The organism is Geodermatophilus amargosae (assembly GCF_900116515.1).
Lineage (GTDB): Bacteria > Actinomycetota > Actinomycetes > Mycobacteriales > Geodermatophilaceae > Geodermatophilus > Geodermatophilus amargosae.
In genome coordinates, this window is sequence record NZ_FPBA01000009.1 from 148,455 (window position 1) to 165,732 (window position 17,278).

Sequence of the window (17,278 nt, forward strand, 5' to 3'; positions counted from 1 at the left end):
GGCCCAGGTTAGTCGCGCACGACGGACCCGACCGGGGGACGCCGGGGACCCCCCTCACACGCCGACGGGCGCCGACCCCGGGAGGGATCGGCGCCCGTGGCGACGTGCTGGAGCGAGGTCCGTTACTTACGGGCCGCGATCTGCTCGGTGGCGGCGGGGACGACCTGGAACAGGTCGCCGACGACGCCGAAGTCGGCCAGCTCGAAGATCGGGGCCTCGGGGTCCTTGTTGACGGCCACGATGGTCTTCGAGGTCTGCATGCCGGCGCGGTGCTGGATGGCGCCGGAGATGCCGACGGCGATGTAGAGCTGCGGCGAGACGGTCTTGCCGGTCTGCCCGACCTGGAAGCTGTGCGGGTAGAAACCGGAGTCGACCGCGGCACGCGAGGCACCCACGGCGGCGCCGAGGGAGTCGGCCAGGCCCTCGATGATCGAGAAGTTCTCGGCGCTGGCCACACCGCGGCCGCCAGAGACGACGATCGAGGCCTCGGTCAGCTCCGGGCGGTTGCTCTTCATCTCGACGACCTTGTCCACGACGCGGGTCTGCTTCGCCTGGTCGGAGAGGCTGACCTGCACCGGGACCTCCTCGCCGGCGGCAGGGGCCGGCTCGGGGGTCACGGAGTTGCCGCGCAGCGTGTAGATCGGCGTGCCGACCGTGACCTTGGAGTGCACGATCTGCGCGCCGGCGAAGACCACCTGGGTGGCGGTGCCGTCGGCGGCGATCTCGGTGACGTCGGTGAGGAAGCCACTGCCGGTCTTCAGCGCCAGCCGGCCGGCGACCTCGCGGCCCTCCGGGGAGGACGGGATGACGACGGCGGCCGGGGACGCCTGCTGCACGAGCTGGGCGAGCACCTCGGCCTTCGGGGCGACGAGGTACTCGTCGATCTCCGGGGACTCGGCGACGTAGACCTTCGCCGCGCCGTACTCGGCCAGCTGCTCGCGGGCGCCGGCGGCGACGCCGGGGCCGCCGGCGACGACCGCCGAGACCTCACCGAGCGCACGGGCGGCGGTGAGCGCCTCGAGGGTGCCCTTGCGGACGGTGCCGTCGGCCGGGTTCAGCTCGACGAGGACCAGGACCTCTGCCATGACTGTTCAGTCTCCTCTTCGCTTCGATCGCGGCCGGGTCAGACGAGCTTCTGGCTGGCGAGGTAGCCCACGAGCTCCTGCGCGCCGTTGCCCTCGTCGGTGACCTTGACGCCCTCGCCCTTCGGCGGGCGGCCGGTGAAGTCCACGACCGCGCTGGTGGCGGTGGCCAGGCCCACGGTGGAGGGGTCGATCCCGAGGTCGGCCAGCGACTTGGTCTCCACGGGCTTCTTCTTGGCGGCCATGATCCCCTTGAAGGAGGGGTAGCGCGGCTCGTTGATGGTGTCCCAGGTGGACACGATCGCCGGCAGCGGGGCCTCCAGGGCCCAGAAGCCGCCGTCGGTCTGCCGCTCGACCTTCACCGTCGAGCCCTCCACGGTCAGCTTCTGCGCCCCCGACAGCTGCGGGATGCCCAGCCGCTCGGAGAGCAGCGCCGGCATGACCGCGACCTGGCCGTCGGTCGACGTGGCGCCGGTGAGCACCAGGTCGTACTCCATCTGCTGCAGCGCCGCGGCGAGGACCGCCGAGGTCTGGATCGCGCAGGAGCCGTGGATGGCGTCGTCCTGCACGTGCACCGCCTTGTCCGCGCCCATGGAGAGGGCCTTGCGGATGGCGTCGGTGGCGCTGCCCGGGCCGACGGTGAGGATGGTGACCTCGCCGCCCTCGCGGTCGCGGACCTGCAGCGCCTCCTCGATCGCGTACTCGTCGATCTCGTTGATGACGTTGTCCGCGGTGGCGCGGGCGACGGTGTTGTCCGACGGGTCCAGCGAACGCTGGGTGCCGGAGTCGGGGACCTGCTTGACCAGAACGACGATGTTCATCGCCAGACCTACCTCCGCGATCGGTCATGGGGGACGCGGGCCGCGGCCCGCCTGGCTCCGATAGTGGAGGTTACTGCGGGGTAACGGCGCACCGAGCCGGGGTGCCGGTGAACCCCGTCACGCCGTCCATCGTCCGGTGGCGGCGAACTCGTCCAGGACGGCCGTGGAGGGCGCCAGGTCCAGGCCGCACCCGGCCACCCACTCGTCGGAGTGGTACGTGTGCGCGTACCGCTCGCCGCCGTCGCAGAGCAGGGTGACGACGCTGCCGCTGCGCCCGGCCGCGACCATCTCGGCGACCAGCCGGAACGCGCCCCAGAGGTTGGTGCCGGTCGAGCCGCCGGCCCGCCGCCCGGTGGCCCGCTGCAGGTGCCGCACCGCCGCGAGCGAGGCGGCGTCGGGGACGCGGATCATCCGGTCCACCACCGACGGCAGGAACGACGGCTCCACCCGCGGCCGTCCGATCCCCTCGATCCGGCTGGGCATCCCGGTGGTCCAGGCCGGCTCGTCCTCCACCCAGCCCGGGAAGAAGGCCGAGTTCTCCGGGTCGACGACGGCCAGCCGGGTCGGGTGCCGCCGGAAGCGCAGGTAGCGGCCGAAGGTCGCGCTCGTGCCGCCGGTCCCGGCGCCGACGACGACCCACTCGGGCACCGGGTGGCGCTCGAGGGCCATCTGCTCGAACACCGACTCGGCGATGGTGTTGTTGCCGCGCCAGTCGGTGGCCCGCTCGGCGTGGGTGAACTGGTCCAGGTAGTGACCGCCGGTCTCGGCGGCCAGCCGGCGGGCCTCGTCGTACATCTCCGGCGCCTTCTCCACGAAGGTGCACCGCCCGCCGTGGGACTCGATGAGCGCGACCTTCTCCGGGCTGGTCGAGGCGGGCATCACCGCCACGAAGGGCAGGCCCAGCATCCGGGCGAAGTAGGCCTCGCTGACCGCCGTCGACCCGCTGGAGGCCTCGACGACGGTGCTGCCCTCGGTGATCCAGCCCGAGCACAGCGCGTGCAGGAACAGCGAGCGGGCCAGCCGGTGCTTGAGGCTGCCGGTCGGGTGCGTCGACTCGTCCTTGAGGTAGAGGTCGACGCCCCACTCCGGCGGCAGCGGGTACACGAGCAGGTGGGTGTCGGCGCTGCGCACGCCGTCGGCCTCCACGGCGGCGATCGCCCGCTCCAGCCACGCCCGCCCGGCGCGATCGGACCGGTCGACGTCGGTGACCTCGTCAGGGGTCTGGGACTCGCTCACCGGGCCATCCTCGTGCACCGTCCGGACCGGCTGCGCACGCTGCGTCGCCGCGGGACTGCACCGTGGTGGGACGCGGCGCAGAGGGAGGCGGTCGGGCGCGCGTGCGGCCGACGGCCGGGCCCGGGCGGGACCGTGGTGCCTACCCTCCCCCGGCGCCGGAGTTGCCTGTCCGGCCGGTCAGGCGAGGAGCCTCCATGTCCCGAGAGTTCGGCCCGTACCTCCTCGAGGAGGTGCTGGGCGTCGGCGGGATGGGTGAGGTCTGGCGCGCGCGGGACACCCGCCGCGAGCGCCTGGTCGCCCTCAAGCTCCTGCCGGAGAACCTCAACGGGGACCCGGAGTTCGCCAGCCGCTTCCGGCGCGAGTCGCACGTCGCCGCGCGGCTGCGCGAGCCCCACGTCATCCCGATCCACGACTACGGCGAGATCGACGGCCGCCTGTTCATCGACATGCGCCTGGTCGACGGCCGCGACCTCGGCGCCCTGCTCACGGAGGGACCGCTGCCGCCGGCACGGACGGTGGCGCTGCTGTCGCAGGTCGCCGACGCCCTGGAGGCCGCGCACGCCGACCACCTGGTGCACCGGGACGTCAAGCCGAGCAACGTCCTGGTGACGGCCACCGACTTCGTGTACGTCGTCGACTTCGGCATCGCCCGGTCCATCGGCAGCACCCGGACGTCGCTGACGATCACCGGCGCGACGGTCGGCACCCTCGACTACATGGCGCCCGAGCGCTTCACCGACCAGCCGATCGACGGGCGGGTGGACGTCTACTCCCTGGCCTGCGTCCTGGCCCAGTGCCTCACCGGGCGCCGTCCCTTCCGCGGCGAGGACCTCCCGGCGCTGCTCTACGCCCACCTCTACGTCGACCCGCCCCGGCCCAGCGAGCTGGTCGCGGGGGTGCCCCCGGCGTTGGACGCGGTGATCGCCCGGGGCATGGCCAAGCGTCCCGAGGACCGCTACCCGACACCGCGCGCACTGGTCGACGCCGCTCGCCTGGCGCTGGAGCCGGCCGGCGCACCGGGTGGGCCACCCGGGCCCGGGACGACCCCACCGGAGCGGACCACCGAGCCGGCGAGGACCGCCGCGGCCCCGCCGACCGTGCTGGGCGTGCGCTCCGGCGACGGCGCGCACAGCTCCGTGCAGCAGTTGCCCGCCGCCCCGGCCCCGCCCGGCGGCCCCGGCCGGGCCCCGCGTCCACGTCGCCGGCGGATCGCGCTGGTCAGCGCGCTGGTCCTCGTCCTGGTCGCCGCGGGGCTCGCGGTCTTCCTGTGGCCCCTCGACCGGGGAGGAGCCGACGCCGCCGGCACGCCCACCGGCACGCCGGGCAGCACCCTCGCCCCCGAGGCGACCACGGCACCGCCCTCGTCGAGCGCACCCCCACCGGTCAGCCTCGCGGTGCCGACGCAACTCGGCGACCCCATCTCCGTGCCGCCCACGCCGGGCTTCATCGCCATCGCGCCCGACGGCCGCTACGCCTACATCGCCCACCGGACGCAGGGGTTCGTCAGCGTCCTCGACCTGACCTCGCAGGTCGACTCGTCGCGGATCCCGATCCCGGCCGGTCCTCCGCAGTTCATCACCTTCTCGCCGGACGGCAGCCGGGCCTACGTCACGGTGTACGACGACCCGAACAGCGTGCACGCCGTCGTCGTCGTCGACACGACGACCAACGCGGTGCTGCAGACCATCGAGGTGGGGCTGCGCCCGTACGCGCCGGCGACCTCCCCGGACGGCCGGTGGCTCTACGTCCCCCTGCACAACGAGGGCCGCGTCCAGGTGGTGGACACCACCACCGGCGAGACGGTGGACTCCTACGCCGTGCCGGAGAACCCGCACTGGATCGCCGTGTCCGCCGACGGCCGGCGCGCCTACACCGCCAACCACGAGTCCGGCGTGCTCTCGGTGCTGGACCTGGCCGACGGCGGCCGGGTCGTGCAGGAGATCCCCGCCGGGGTCTCGCCCCACAGCGTCGCGATCTCACCCGACGGCAGCCGGGTCGCCGTGGTGGCCTTCGACAGCAGCGAGGCGTTCCTCGTCGACACCGCGACCGACACGCCGCTGGGCAGCCGGGCCGTCGGCACGCGCCCCCAGGACGTCTCGTGGGCGGCGGACGGGGCGCGGTTCTACACCGCCGACGTGGAGTCCGACACCATGTCGGTGGTCGACGCCCGGACGCTCGAGGTGACCGCGAGCCCCCCGACCGGCGACGGCCCCACCAGCGTGGCGGTGTCGCCGGACGGGCGGCGGGCCTACGTGACGAACCTCAACGACGCCACCGTGGTCGTCTTCCAGCTCACGGCGTGAGGTCGGCCGGCTCGACGAGGGCGGGGCGCTCGGCGGGGGTGACGGTGACCGGCGTCCCGGGCGTGAGGCCCTGGCTGCCGGCGCTGGGGACGTCGGCCTGCACCTCGACGCCGTCGGGCAGCGCGACGGTCAGCCGCGTGACGGCGCCGGAGAACGTGCGCGTCACCACCCGGCCGGGACCGCGCGGGTCGCCCTCGACCTCCAGCGCCTCCGGCCGCACCAGCGCGAACGCCGGCCCGGCCGCGGGCGCGGCACCGAGCACCTCGCGGCGGACGCCGAGGAACTCCACGTCGCCGTCGCCGAGCACGGCGGGGATGCGGTTCATCGTGCCGACGAAGCCGGCCACGAACGCCGTCGCCGGGCGCTCGTAGAGGTCGTCGGGCGAGGCCACCTGCTCCAGCCGGCCGGCCCGCATGACGCCGACCCGGTCGGCCACCGACAGCGCCTCGGCCTGGTCGTGGGTGACGAACACCGTGGTGATGCCGAGCTCGAGCTGGATGCGGCGGATCTCGTCGCGCAGCTGCACCCGCACCTGCGCGTCCAGCGCCGACAGCGGCTCGTCGAGCAGCAGCACCTGCGGCGCCACGGCCAGGGCGCGGGCCAGCGCGACCCGCTGCTGCTGGCCGCCGGAGAGCTGGTGCGGGTAGCGCTGCGCGCGGTCGGCGAGCCCCACCAGCTCGAGCAGCTCCGCGGCCCGCCCGGCGCGCTCGGCCTTGTCCCGGCGGCGCACCCGCAGCCCGAAGGCGACGTTCTCGGCGACGGTCATGTTCGGGAAGAGGCTGTAGGCCTGGAACACCATGCCGACGTCGCGCCTGCTCGGCGGGATCGCCGTGACGTCGCGGCGGTCGAACCACACCCGGCCGGCGTCGGGGACCTCGAAGCCGGCGATGGCACGCAGCGCCGTCGTCTTGCCGCAACCGGAGGGACCGAGCAGCGCGAGGAACTCCCCGCCGGCGACGTCGAGGTCGAGCCCGTCGAGCGCGAGCACCCCGCCGTAGCGGCGGGTCAGCCCCTCGAGGCGGACGCCGACCGGTGGCTGCTCGCGCAGGTCGGCGGGCGCGGCGGCGCGGGCCGGCGCCCGGCCGGGCATCTCGGCGGCCACGGTCCCGGGCTCGGGAGCGGCGGTCATGCGGGGTCCTCCTCGCGGCGCCGGCGGTCCAGCGCGGAGATCAGCAACAGCAGCGCCCAGGTCAGGAGCAGCGAGAGCACCGAGACGGCGACCGACAGCCGTGGCTGCGAGCCGGCGATGCGCACGATCCAGGTCGGGAAGGTCTCGAAGCCGAGGATGTTCGCCACGGTGAACTCCCCCAGCACGAGAGCGAGGGTGAGGAAGGCGGCGTTGAGCACCGAGGTCCGCAGCACCGGCAGCACCACCGAGAGCATCACCCGCGGCCAGGAGGCGCCGAGCACCCGCGCGGCCTCCGTCAGCGTGCGCAGCTGCGCACCGCGGACCCCAGCGTCCAGCGCGCGGTAGACGAAGGGCAGCGCCAGGACGACGTAGACGAGCACCAGGATCCACGGCAGTGCCGGCTCCTGGAGGGCGAAGAACGCCTCGGCCAGCGGGGTCCCGAGGAAGTACTCGGGCGCCCAGGCCAGCACGCTGCGCACGCCCACGACCAGCGCGATCGGCGGCAGCAGCAGCGGGACCAGCGTGAGCAGCTCCACCAGCGGGCGCAGCCGCGGCAGCCGCAGCTCCACGAGCACCACGGTGGGCACCATGAGCAGCAGCGCGATGAGCACGGTGAGCGCACCGAGGGCCAGCGACCGGCCGAAGTTCTCGGTGAACCCCTCGGCGGTCGGGATGCTCGTGTAGACGTCGGCGGTGACGCCGTCGCGGCTGCGGACGGTGAACCACACCGAGGCCGCCAGCGGCACCAGGAAGTACAGGCCGAGGACGGCGAACACCACCCACCGCCATGCCCCCCGCCCGCGGCGGGCGGCCCGCACCGGCGTCTCCGGCGCGACGCCGCCGGCCCCGGCGACGCCGGCGGTGGAGGTGCCGGCCGTCGTCGCGCTCACGTCAGCCACCGGGACGTGCGCCGCTGGACCCAGGTGTAGAACGCCATGACCAGCCCCACCAGGACGACCATCCCGAGCGCGAGCGCCTTGCCCAGGTTCTCCGCCCCGACGACGACGTTGCTCGACAGCGCGTCGGCGATCTGCAGCGTCACCAGCGGGACGCTGCTGCCCACCAGTGCCCGGGCCGTGGCGTAGGCGGCGAACGCGGAGGCGAACAGCAGCATGGTCGCGCCCAGCACCGGCGGGGCGAGCACCGGCCCGCCGACGTACCGCCAGTACTGCCAGCCGCTGGCGCCGAGGACGTCGGAGGCCTCCCGCCACTGCGGCCGCAGCGCCTCGACCGCCGGGACGATGGTCAGCACCATGAGCGGGATCAGGAAGTACAGGTAGACCAGCGCCAGGCCGGTCAGGGAGGCCAGCCGGAAGCCGTCGAGGCCGAGCGGGCCGGTGAGCACCGCGGTGACCACCCCGGCGTTGCCGATGGTAGCGAGGAAGGCGAAGGCCAGCGGGACACCGCCGAAGTTGGCGAGCACGCCCGAGGCGGTGAGCACCAGGCGGCGCAGCAGCCGGCCGCGCCGGGTGGTCACGACGGCGAAGGCGAGTGCCAGGCCGAGGACAGCGCCCAGGACGGCGGTGATCGCCGACAGCTCGAGGCTGCCGACGTAGGACCGCGCGTAGGCGCCGCCGGTGACGGTCCCGATGTTCGCCGTCGACCAGCTCTCCTCGAAGGTGACCGGGTCGACGGCGCGGAACGCCTCCACGGCCAGCACGCCGACCGGCAGGAGCAGGAAGACGGCGACGTAGAGCAGGAAGGGCAGGATGCCCAGGACCGGGCCCAGCGCGGGCAGCAGACCGCCGCGCCGGCGCCCCCTGCGGGACGCCGGCGCGGCGCTCGTGGTTGCGGTGCTCAGCCGGAGATCTCCTGGTTCCACCGGGTGGCGACCACCTGCTGGGCGGCGCTCTCCTGCTCCTGGGTCGGGAACTCCGCGGTGCCCTCGACCTCCGGCAGGGCGGCGAGCGCCTCGGCGTCGGCCGTGCCGGCCTCCTCCATCGCGGGCAGCCGGACCGGGCGGGCGCCGCCGGCCAGGTAGAGGTTCTGGCCGCGGTCGCTGTAGAGGAACTCCTGCCACAGCCGCGCGGCGGCCGGGTGCGGGGCGTAGGCGCTGATCGCCTGGCTGTAGTAGCCGCCGAACAGCCCGTCGGAGGGGACGGCGACCTGCCAGTCGACGCCCTGCTCGGCGAGCTCGTCGGTCAGGCCGGCGTTGAGGTAGTCCCAGTCGATGGCCAGCGGGGTCTCGCCGCTCTGGATGGTCGCCGGGGTGATCTCGACCGGGTTGAAGTTCCCGACCTCCTTGACCTGGGCGAAGAAGTCGATGCCCGGGCCGATGTCGTCGAGACTGCCGCCGTTGGCCAGCGAGGCGGCCCAGACGCCGGAGAAGGCGGCCGCGGCCTGCGTCGGGTTGCCGTTGAGCGCGACCTGGCCGGCGTACTGCGGGTCGAGCAGGTCGGCCATCGACGTCGGGCACGCGGCGATCACCGTGGCGTTGCAGCCGATGGAGATGTAGCCGCCGTAGTCGTTGTACCAGTGGCCGTCGGGGTCCTTCTGGCCCTCGGGGATCTCGTCCCAGGTCTCCACCTTGTAGGGCGCCAGGAAGTCCTGGGCCTGGGCCTGGCGGGCGAAGGCGGTGCCCAGGTCGAGGACGTCGGGGGCGCGGTCCTGCCCGCGCTGGCTCTCGACGGCGTTGAGCTCGTCCTGGCTGGAGCCGTCGGGCGAGGCGCTGTTGACGGTGATCCCGTACTCCTCCTCGAAGGCGGAGATGATCTCGCCGTAGTTCGCCCAGTCCGGCGGCAGCGCGATGACGTTGAGCTCCCCCTCGGCCTTCGCCGCCTCGACGAGGGCGTCCATGCCGCCGAGGTCCTCGGCCGAGCGGGCGCTCGCCGCGTCGGAGCCGCCGCCTCCCCCCGAGCCGCTGTCGTCGCTGTCGCCGCCGCACGCGGTCAGCACGAGGGTCGCGGCCGCCAGCACGGTCGCGGTCCTCAGGGTGGGGGTGGATCGCACGGGTCCTCCAGGGGAGCGGGTCGGTTCGGCCGACGGGCCCTGCGGATGGTGACAGACCGGGACCGTCCCGGGGGCCGGACGCGGTGACGGTCGCGGGAACAGTGGGCGACGCGGGTGGGTCAGCGCCCGGTGAAGGTCGCCTTGCCGGGACCGCTCTCGAGGAACGAGCGCATGCCGGTGGCCTGGTCCTCGGTGTCGAACAGCCCGGCGAACAGCCGGCTCTCCAGCGCGAGGCCCTGCTCCATGGACCCGTCGAGGCCCTCGTCGATCGCCTGCTTGGCCGCGGCGAGCGCGAGCGGCGGGCCGGCGGCGAACTTCCGGGCCATCGCGACCGCCGTCCCGTACACCTCGGCGTCGGGGACGACGGCGTCGGCCAGGCCCATCTCGAGGGCCTCCTCGGCGCCGACGTGCCGGCCGGTGAAGACGAGGTCCTTGGCCTTGGCCGGGCCGACCAGCCGGGCCAGCCGCTGCGTTCCGCCGGCTCCGGGGATGACGCCGAGCAGGATCTCGGGCTGGCCGACCTTCGCCCCGGCGCCCATGATCCGGAAGTCGGCGCACAGCGCGAGCTCGTAGCCGCCGCCGAGGGCGTAGCCGGTGATGGCGGCGATGACCGGCCTGGGGATGCGCGCCACCGTGGTGAAGCTGTCCGTCAGCTCCCGGCCCCACGCCACCATCGAGCTGCCGGTCAGCTGGGACATCGCCTTGATGTCGGCGCCGGCGGCGAACACCCGCTCCCCGCCGTAGAGCACGACGGCGCGCACGTCCTCGCGCCGGGTGGCCTCGAGCGCCGCGGCGCGGACCTCGGTGTGCAGCTGCTCGTCGATGGCGTTCATCTTGGGGCGGTCGAGGCGGATCGTGCCCACCCCGTCCTCCACCGACAGGGTCACGAACTCCGGCTCTGCTGCCATGGGGGGCACCCTAGCTAGCCGGGAGCGCTCAGCCCTGGCGGCGGGCTGTGTAGCGGCCGTCGGAGCGCTCGAGGGCCAGCGGCAGGCCGAAGGTCTCCGACAGCGCCTCGGCGGTGACCACCTGGGACAGCGGGCCGGAGGCCACCACCGCGCCCTCGCGCAGCAGCAGCGCGTGGGTGTAGCCGGGCGGGATCTCCTCGACGTGGTGGGTCACCAGCACCTGCGCCGGGGCGTAGAGGTAGGTGGCGAGGTCGGACAGCCGGCTGACCAGGTCCTCCCGGCCGCCGAGGTCGAGCCCGGCGCCGGGCTCGTCGAGCAGCAGCAGCTCGGGGTCGGGCATGAGCGCGCGGGCGATCTGCACCCGCTTGCGCTCGCCCTCGCTGAGGGTGCCGAAGGGCCGGTGCGCGATCGCCTGCACGCCCCACTGCTGCAGGAGCACGGCCGCGCGGGAGAGGTCGTGGATGTCGTAGCGCTCCCGCCCCCGGCCGACGATCGCGTACCCGGCGGACAGGACGACGTCGCCGGTGCGCTCCCCCGGCTCGATCCGCTGCGCCAGCGCCGCGCTGGTCAGGCCGATCCGCGGGCGCAGCTCGAAGACGTCGACCGCACCCATCGTCTCGCCGAGCAGCTGCACCTCCCCGCGGGTCGGGTGCAGGAGCGCCCCGGCCAGCTGCAGCAGCGTCGTCTTCCCCGCCCCGTTGGGCCCCAGCACCACCCAGCGCTGCTCGGGGGTGATGGTCCAGTCCACCCCCCGGAGCAGGTGCGACTGCCCGCGGACGACGTCCACGCCGCTCATCCGGACGACGGGCTCTGCTCCGCTGACGGCGGGACTGCTCGACACGACCCCATCCAACCAACCCACCCGCCTGTCGGCCGACAGGAGGATCTGTTGACAGGATCGCCGCGTGAGGACCAGCAGCGAGGACGTCGAGGTCTGGCCGGGCTCCCCCGCTCCCCTGGGGGCGCACTGGGATGGCACCGGCACCAACTTCGCGCTCTGGTCGGCCGGCGCCACCGCCGTCGACCTGTGCCTGTTCGACCCCGACGGGACCGAGCACCGGCACCGGCTGCAGGAGACCACCCACCAGGTCTGGCACGGCCGGCTGCCCGGCGTCGGGCCCGGCCAGCGCTACGGCTACCGCGTGCACGGCCCCTGGGACCCCGGCGCGGGCCACCGGTGGAACCCGGCGAAGCTGCTGCTGGACCCCTACACCCGCGCCGTCGACGGCGACCTCACGCTGGACCCGGCACTGTTCGGGTACCGCGCCGACGGCCCCGACACCGGCCCGGCCGACCCGCGCGACTCCGCGCCGTTCGTGCCGCGCGGCGTCGTCGTCCACGACTCCTTCCCCTGGGACGGCGACCGGCGGCCGGGCACCTCGTGGTCGGACACCGTCGTCTACGAGGTGCACGTCAAGGGCGCGACCATGCGGCACCCCGGCGTCCCGCCGGCGCTGCGCGGCACCTACGCGGGGCTGGCCCACCCGGCGTTCGTCGAGCACCTGGTGTCCCTCGGCGTCACCGCCGTCGAACTGCTCCCGGTGCACCACTTCGTCAGCGAGCCGCACCTGCTGCGCCGCGGGCTGACCAACTACTGGGGCTACAACACCCTCGGCTACTTCGCCCCGCACGCCGCCTACAGCTCGGCCGGTTCCGGCGGTGCGCAGGTGACCGAGTTCAAGGCGATGGTCAAGGCGATGCACGCCGCGGGCATCGAGGTGGTCCTCGACGTCGTCTACAACCACACCGCCGAGGGCGACCACACCGGGCCGTCGCTGTCGCTCAAGGGCATCGACAACCCCGGCTACTACCGGCTGCACGGGGAGAACCGGGCCCGCTACACCGACTACACCGGCTGCGGCAACACCCTCGACGTCCGGCGCCCGCAGGTGCTGGCGATGCTCATGGACTCGCTGCGCTACTGGGTCACCGAGATGCACGTCGACGGCTTCCGGTTCGACCTCGCCGCTGCGCTGGCCCGCTCCTTCCACGACGTCGACCGGCTCTCGGCGTTCTTCGACGTCGTCCACCAGGACCCGGTGGTCAGCCGGGTGAAGCTGATCGCCGAGCCGTGGGACATCGGCGAGGGCGGCTACCAGGTGGGCAACTTCCCCCCGCTGTGGACCGAGTGGAACGGCCGCTACCGCGACACCGTGCGCGACGTGTGGTCCGGCGCGCGCGTCGGCGTGCGCGACCTGGCCTACCGGCTCACCGGCTCCTCCGACCTCTACCGCTCCGACGGCCGGCGCCCCTTCGCCAGCGTCAACTTCGTCACCGCCCACGACGGCTTCACCCTGGCCGACCTGGTCACCTACGAGCGCAAGCGCAACGAGGCCAACGGCGAGGACAACCGCGACGGCGAGAGCCACAACCGCAACTGGAACTGCGGCGTCGAGGGCCCGACCGACGACCCGGGGGTCCGGGCCGTGCGCGCCCGCCAGCAGCGCAACCTGCTGTCCACGCTGCTGCTGTCCACCGGCGTGCCGATGCTCACCGCGGGCGACGAGCTGGGCCGCACCCAGGGCGGCAACAACAACGCCTACTGCCAGGACGACGAGGTGTCCTGGATCGACTGGGACGGCGCCGACGGCGACCTGCTGGCCTTCGTCCGCCGCCTGCTGCGGCTGCGCCGCGACGCGCCGGTGCTGCGCCAGGAGGCGTTCTTCGAGGGCCACGAGCTCCCGCACACCGGCGGCACCCGCGACGTCGCCTGGTTCGCCCCCGGCGGCGGGCAGCTGACCACCGCGGAGTGGTTCGACAACGGCCTGCAGACGGTCGGCATGTACCTCGACGGCCGCGCGATCCGGCACCGCGACGAGCGCGGCCGCCCGGTGGTCGACGACTCCTACCTCGTGCAGCTGCACGCCGGGGCCGAGCCGGTCGACGTCGTGCTGCCCGGGCCGCCGTGGGCCGACGGCTACGAGTTCGTGCTCAGCACCGAGTACCCGAGCGGGGCGCCGCCGCGGCCGGCCGTCGTCGCGCCCGGACCGGTGGAGGTCCCCCCGCGCACCGTCTGGCTGCTGCGGGTCATCCGCCGTCCCTGATCAGGGCCTGGGGACGGCACGGGCTCGGCCCCCCGAGGGGACCGGGCCCGTGGGCACTGCCGTCAGATCACTCCGGCTGCTCGTAGGTGATGACCGTCCAACCGAGCAGGAGGCGGTCGCCATCGGAGAGCGGGTGGGCGACGCCGGGCTCGAGCTGGGTCCACTCGGTGGCCTCGGGCCCGGCGACGTGCGTGCCGTTGAGCGAGCCGAGGTCGGTCAGCGTGACCTCGCGGCCCTGGCGCTGGATGGCCGCGTGCGCCGAGGAGAGCACGTTCTGCGTGTCGGCGATCGGCACCGGGCGGGCGTTGCCGGCGGTCACCAGCTCGTGGCTGTCGGGACGGCGGCCGAGCACCAGGTCCTCGTCGACGGTCACGACCAGCCCGTCGTCGAAGCGCAGCACCGGCGCGGAGGCGGCGGCGTCGGGCTTCCAGAACGCCGTCTCCTCGCCACCGTCGTCGGTGCGGGCGGCCTGGCCGGACGCCGAGGAGCCGCCCGGTGCGCTGTAGGACGGCGCCGCGGCGAAGCCGGCGTCCGAGCCCGCGCTGAACGACGACGGCGGCGTGTGGGTGGCCGGCGGGACGGCGGCCGGGGCGGAGGCGACGGCGGCCAGCTGCAGCAGCGCGCCGGAGCCGGGGACCGCGCCCTCGACGAGGTCGTAGGCGACGCCCGGCGGCATCTGCGGCGTGGCCTGGCCGGGGCCGACGTAGAGGGTGGACCCGAGGGTGAACCCGGCGGCCAGGCTGCACCCGTCGACCGGCTGGCCGGAGACCGGGACGCCGTCGACGGCGGGCTGGCCCTTGCCGCACCACAGCGCGACGCCGGTGCCGGACCCGGCGCTGGTGTCGGTGAGGACGAGGGCGAAGGAGGCCGAACCACCACCGAGCGCGGCGGCCTGCGCGGCGACGGCCCCCAGGACGCGGTCGGCGCCGGGGCCGGACACACCCAGGCAGGCGTGGAGGGCGGCGACCAGAGCCGGCGAGCCGGGAGCGTCGACCCACAGCAGTCCCCCGCCGCGACGGGCCACGAGGGCGTCTCCGGGCAGGACTTCACAGCGGTCGGGCATGCGCGCCAGCCTAGTGACAGCCGAGCGTGGTGTGCGGTCCGACCGCACCGCCACGCCGTTCCCCGCGCCCCCTGGGGACGCTGCGACCGGCGTGACGGGTGGGGTCCCCGCGTCCCTGCCGTCCGCTCAGGCGCTCGTGACGAGCCCCAGCTCGGCGGGGTCGGCCAGGTGCGCGGAGTGCGGCAGCACGCGGACGGTGTAGCCGAACGCGCCGGTGCGCTCGAGCGGCAGCGTCGCGGTGAACCAGTGCCGCGAGCCCTCGGTGTGCTCGTGCCGCATCGGCACCGTGGTCACCTCGTGCAGGCCGTCGGCGTCGTCGACCCGCCCGTAGGCCGCCTGCACCTCGACGTCGGCCGGGGTGAGGTGCGGCAGCTCCACCTCCGCGCGCAGCGCCAGGGTGGAACCGATCTCCGGGGTGTCGCCGGCGCCGGTGGCCTCCACGTGCGCGACCCGCACGCTCGACCAGTTCTCCAGCAGGCGCGCCCGCCAGAGGGCCTGGTCGCGCGCCGGCGCGTACCCGCCGTCGGCCATCGACCGCGCCGAGCCCACCGCCGGCACGTACAGGTGCTCGACGTAGTCGCGCACCATCCGGGTGGCCAGCACCTTCGGGCCGGTCTCGCGCAGCGTGTGCCGCACCATCTCGACCCAGCGGGTGGGGATGCCGTCGCGGTCGGTCTCGTAGAACCGCGGCAGCACCTGGGTGGAGAGCAGGTCGTAGATCGCCCGCGCCTCGACGTCGTCGCGGCGGTCGGGGTCGGTGACGCCGTCGGCGGTCGGGATCGCCCAGCCGTTCTGGCCGTCGAACCACTCGTCCCACCAGCCGTCGCGGATGGAGAGGTTGAGCCCGCCGTTGAGCGCCGCCTTCATGCCCGAGGTGCCGCAGGCCTCCAGCGGCCGCAGCGGGTTGTTCAGCCAGACGTCGCAGCCCCAGTAGAGGTAGCGCGCCATCCCGATGTCGTAGCCGGGGAGGAACGCGATCCGGTGCCGGATCGCCGGGTCGTCGGCGAACTTCACCATCTGCTGGATCAGCTGCTTGCCGCCGTCGTCGGCCGGGTGGCTCTTGCCGGCGATGACCAGCTGGACCGGGCGGTCGGGGTCGAGCAGCAGCGCCCGCAGCCGCTCGGGGTCGCGCAGCATGAGGGTCAGCCGCTTGTAGGACGGCACGCGACGGGCGAAGCCGATGGTGAGGACGTCGGGGTCGAAGGCGGTGTCGGTCCAGCCGGCCTCGGCCTCGGCCGCGCCGCGCGACAGCGCCGTCTCGCGCAGCCGGCGGCGCACCTCCTCGACCAGGCGGCCGCGCAGCATCCGGCGGGTGTTCCACAGCTCCAGCGCCGGGATGCGGTCGACGCCGTCGAAGGACGCCGGGCCGGTGCCCTCGAACGGGTCGCCGTCACTGGAGGTCTGGGTGCCCAGCTCCACGAGCTCGCGGGCGGTCCAGGTGGGCGCGTGCACGCCGTTGGTGATCGAGCTGATCGGGACGTCGCCCTGGTCGAAGCCGGGCCACAGGTCGCTGAACATCGACCGGCTGACGTGCCCGTGCAGCCGGCTCACCCCGTTGGCGCGCTGACCCAGCCGCAGGCCCATGTGCGCCATGTTGAACTTCGTCGGGTCGTCCTCGCCGCCCAGCGGGATGAGGTGCTCGAGCGGGACGCCGAAGCCGGCGAAGTAGCGCTCGATGAGCGCCCGCGGGAAGCGGTCGATCCCGGCGGGGACCGGCGTGTGCGTGGTGAACACCGTGCCGGCGCGGACCGCCTGCAGCGCCTCGGCGAACGTCAGCCCGTGCGACTCGGTGAGCTCGCGGATCCGCTCGACGCCCTGGAAGCCGGCGTGCCCCTCGTTGGCGTGGAACACCTCCGGCTGCGGGGTGCCGGTGAGCTGGCAGTAGGCGCGCAGCGCCCGGACGCCGCCGATGCCGAGCAGCATCTCCTGGCGCAGCCGGTGGTCCTCGTCGCCGCCGTAGAGCCGGTCGGTGACCCCGCGCTCGGCGGGGGCGTTCTCCTCGATGTCGCTGTCGAGCAGCAGCAGCGAGACCCGGCCCACCTGTGCCCGCCACACGTGCGCGTGCAGGGTGCGGCCCTCGGGCAGCGGCACGCTGATGACGACGGCCGACCCGTCGGCCTGGCGCAGCAGCTTGACCGGCAGCCCGTGCGGGTCCAGCGCCGGGTAGTGCTCGAGCTGCCAGCCGTCCCCCGACAGCCCCTGCTCGAAGTAGCCGGCCCGGTAGAGCAGCCCGACGCCGATCAGCGGGACGCCCAGGTCGGAGGCGGCCTTGAGGTGGTCACCGGCCAGGATGCCCAGTCCGCCGGAGTACTGCGGCAGCACCTCGGTGATGCCGAACTCCGCGGAGAAGTAGGCGATGCTGCGCGGCGCGTCGGGACCCAGCGACTGGTACCAGTGCGGGGAGGACAGGTAGTCCTCGAGGTCGTCGACGACGTCCTGCAGCCGGCGCAGGAACCGGCGGTCGTTCGACAGCGTGGCCAGCCGCTCAGCCGACACCTCGCCGAGGACCTTCACCGGGTCGTTGCCGCAGGTGCGCCACAGCTCCGGGTCCAGCGTCTCGAACAGGTCGCGGGTCTCGGCATGCCACGACCATCGGAGGTTCATCACCAGCTGGGACAGCGGTGTGAGGGCCTCGGGAAGGGCCGCCCGGACGGTGAACCGACGCAGTGCTCGCACGCGAAGAGCCTATAAGGACCTCGGTGCCCCCCACCCCTCGCCGGCTCGGGGCGGGACCCTGCACCGT

At 74.2% G+C, this 17,278-nt stretch carries 13 protein-coding genes; 2 read left to right on the forward strand and 11 right to left on the reverse strand.

The features are described 5' to 3' along the window. Positions 1–122: 122 nt before the first annotated feature. The 3 genes from BM414_RS14110 to cds1 form a co-directional block, all read right to left on the reverse strand. The gene (locus BM414_RS14110) at positions 123–1,085 is read right to left on the reverse strand and encodes an electron transfer flavoprotein subunit alpha/FixB family protein (RefSeq protein ID WP_093580071.1); all 963 of its coding nucleotides are present in this window, start codon (positions 1,083–1,085) and stop codon (positions 123–125) included. A 38-nt stretch (positions 1,086–1,123) separates the two neighbouring features. Further along, positions 1,124–1,903 carry an electron transfer flavoprotein subunit beta/FixA family protein gene (locus BM414_RS14115; RefSeq protein ID WP_093580073.1) on the reverse strand — a complete coding sequence of 260 codons (780 nt, stop codon included), beginning with the start codon at positions 1,901–1,903 and terminating at the stop codon, positions 1,124–1,126. A 117-nt stretch (positions 1,904–2,020) separates the two neighbouring features. Next, positions 2,021–3,139: an L-cysteine desulfhydrase Cds1 gene (gene cds1 / locus BM414_RS14120; protein WP_093580075.1), complete on the reverse strand. Its 1,119-nt coding sequence runs from the start codon at positions 3,137–3,139 to the stop codon at positions 2,021–2,023. 194 nt (positions 3,140–3,333) lie between these two features. On the opposite strand from cds1, the gene BM414_RS14125 reads away from it, so the two are divergent. Continuing rightward, on the forward strand, positions 3,334–5,442 hold the full coding sequence (locus BM414_RS14125; protein ID WP_093580076.1) for a serine/threonine-protein kinase: 2,109 nt from the start codon (positions 3,334–3,336) through the stop codon (positions 5,440–5,442). Here the strand turns inward: BM414_RS14125 and BM414_RS14130 are convergent. The 6 genes from BM414_RS14130 to BM414_RS14155 all read right to left on the reverse strand — a co-directional run bounded on the left by BM414_RS14130 (position 5,432) and on the right by BM414_RS14155 (position 11,269). Further along, positions 5,432–6,571, reverse strand: a complete 1,140-nt coding sequence (locus BM414_RS14130) for an ABC transporter ATP-binding protein (protein WP_093580078.1) — start codon at positions 6,569–6,571, stop codon at positions 5,432–5,434. The two genes, BM414_RS14125 and BM414_RS14130, sit on opposite strands and share 11 nt — an antisense overlap. Then, positions 6,568–7,461, reverse strand: a complete 894-nt coding sequence (locus BM414_RS14135) for an ABC transporter permease (protein WP_245784720.1) — start codon at positions 7,459–7,461, stop codon at positions 6,568–6,570. The genes BM414_RS14130 and BM414_RS14135 overlap by 4 nt, the downstream gene beginning before the upstream one ends. Beyond that, positions 7,458–8,393, reverse strand: a complete 936-nt coding sequence (locus BM414_RS14140; protein ID WP_245784721.1) for an ABC transporter permease — start codon at positions 8,391–8,393, stop codon at positions 7,458–7,460. Before BM414_RS14140 ends, BM414_RS14135 begins: the two co-directional genes overlap by 4 nt. Continuing rightward, on the reverse strand, positions 8,369–9,520 hold the full coding sequence (locus BM414_RS14145) for an ABC transporter substrate-binding protein (protein WP_093580080.1): 1,152 nt from the start codon (positions 9,518–9,520) through the stop codon (positions 8,369–8,371). The genes BM414_RS14140 and BM414_RS14145 overlap by 25 nt, the downstream gene beginning before the upstream one ends. Positions 9,521–9,639: 119 nt before the next feature. Next, positions 9,640–10,428, reverse strand: a complete 789-nt coding sequence (locus tag BM414_RS14150; RefSeq protein ID WP_093580082.1) for an enoyl-CoA hydratase/isomerase family protein — start codon at positions 10,426–10,428, stop codon at positions 9,640–9,642. A gap of 28 nt (positions 10,429–10,456) precedes the next feature. Beyond that, the gene (locus tag BM414_RS14155) at positions 10,457–11,269 is read right to left on the reverse strand and encodes an ABC transporter ATP-binding protein (protein WP_245784722.1); all 813 of its coding nucleotides are present in this window, start codon (positions 11,267–11,269) and stop codon (positions 10,457–10,459) included. 64 nt (positions 11,270–11,333) lie between these two features. On the opposite strand from BM414_RS14155, the gene glgX reads away from it, so the two are divergent. Further along, positions 11,334–13,472, forward strand: coding sequence for a glycogen debranching protein GlgX (gene glgX / locus BM414_RS14160; RefSeq protein WP_093580086.1), 2,139 nt, complete (start codon positions 11,334–11,336; stop codon positions 13,470–13,472). A 67-nt stretch (positions 13,473–13,539) separates the two neighbouring features. On the opposite strand, the gene BM414_RS14165 is transcribed toward glgX, so the two are convergent. Together BM414_RS14165 and glgP are read right to left on the reverse strand one after the other, a co-directional pair. After that, positions 13,540–14,535 carry an FHA domain-containing protein gene (locus BM414_RS14165; protein WP_093580088.1) on the reverse strand — a complete coding sequence of 332 codons (996 nt, stop codon included), beginning with the start codon at positions 14,533–14,535 and terminating at the stop codon, positions 13,540–13,542. A gap of 126 nt (positions 14,536–14,661) precedes the next feature. After that, on the reverse strand, positions 14,662–17,211 hold the full coding sequence (gene glgP / locus BM414_RS14170) for an alpha-glucan family phosphorylase (RefSeq protein WP_093580090.1): 2,550 nt from the start codon (positions 17,209–17,211) through the stop codon (positions 14,662–14,664). Between the last annotated feature and the right edge of the window lie 67 nt (positions 17,212–17,278).

Bases quoted from the DNA above. Each gene is read 5' to 3' on its own strand.
- BM414_RS14165 (WP_093580088.1), bottom strand. From the start codon at position 14,535: ATGCCCGACCGCTGTGAAGTCCTGCCCGGAGACGCCCTCGTGGCCCGT.
- BM414_RS14115 (WP_093580073.1), bottom strand. From the start codon at position 1,903: ATGAACATCGTCGTTCTGGTCAAGCAGGTCCCCGACTCCGGCACCCAG.
- BM414_RS14150 (WP_093580082.1), bottom strand. From the start codon at position 10,428: ATGGCAGCAGAGCCGGAGTTCGTGACCCTGTCGGTGGAGGACGGGGTG.
- BM414_RS14110 (WP_093580071.1), bottom strand. From the start codon at position 1,085: ATGGCAGAGGTCCTGGTCCTCGTCGAGCTGAACCCGGCCGACGGCACC.
- BM414_RS14130 (WP_093580078.1), bottom strand. From the start codon at position 6,571: ATGACCGCCGCTCCCGAGCCCGGGACCGTGGCCGCCGAGATGCCCGGC.
- BM414_RS14125 (WP_093580076.1), top strand. From the start codon at position 3,334: ATGTCCCGAGAGTTCGGCCCGTACCTCCTCGAGGAGGTGCTGGGCGTC.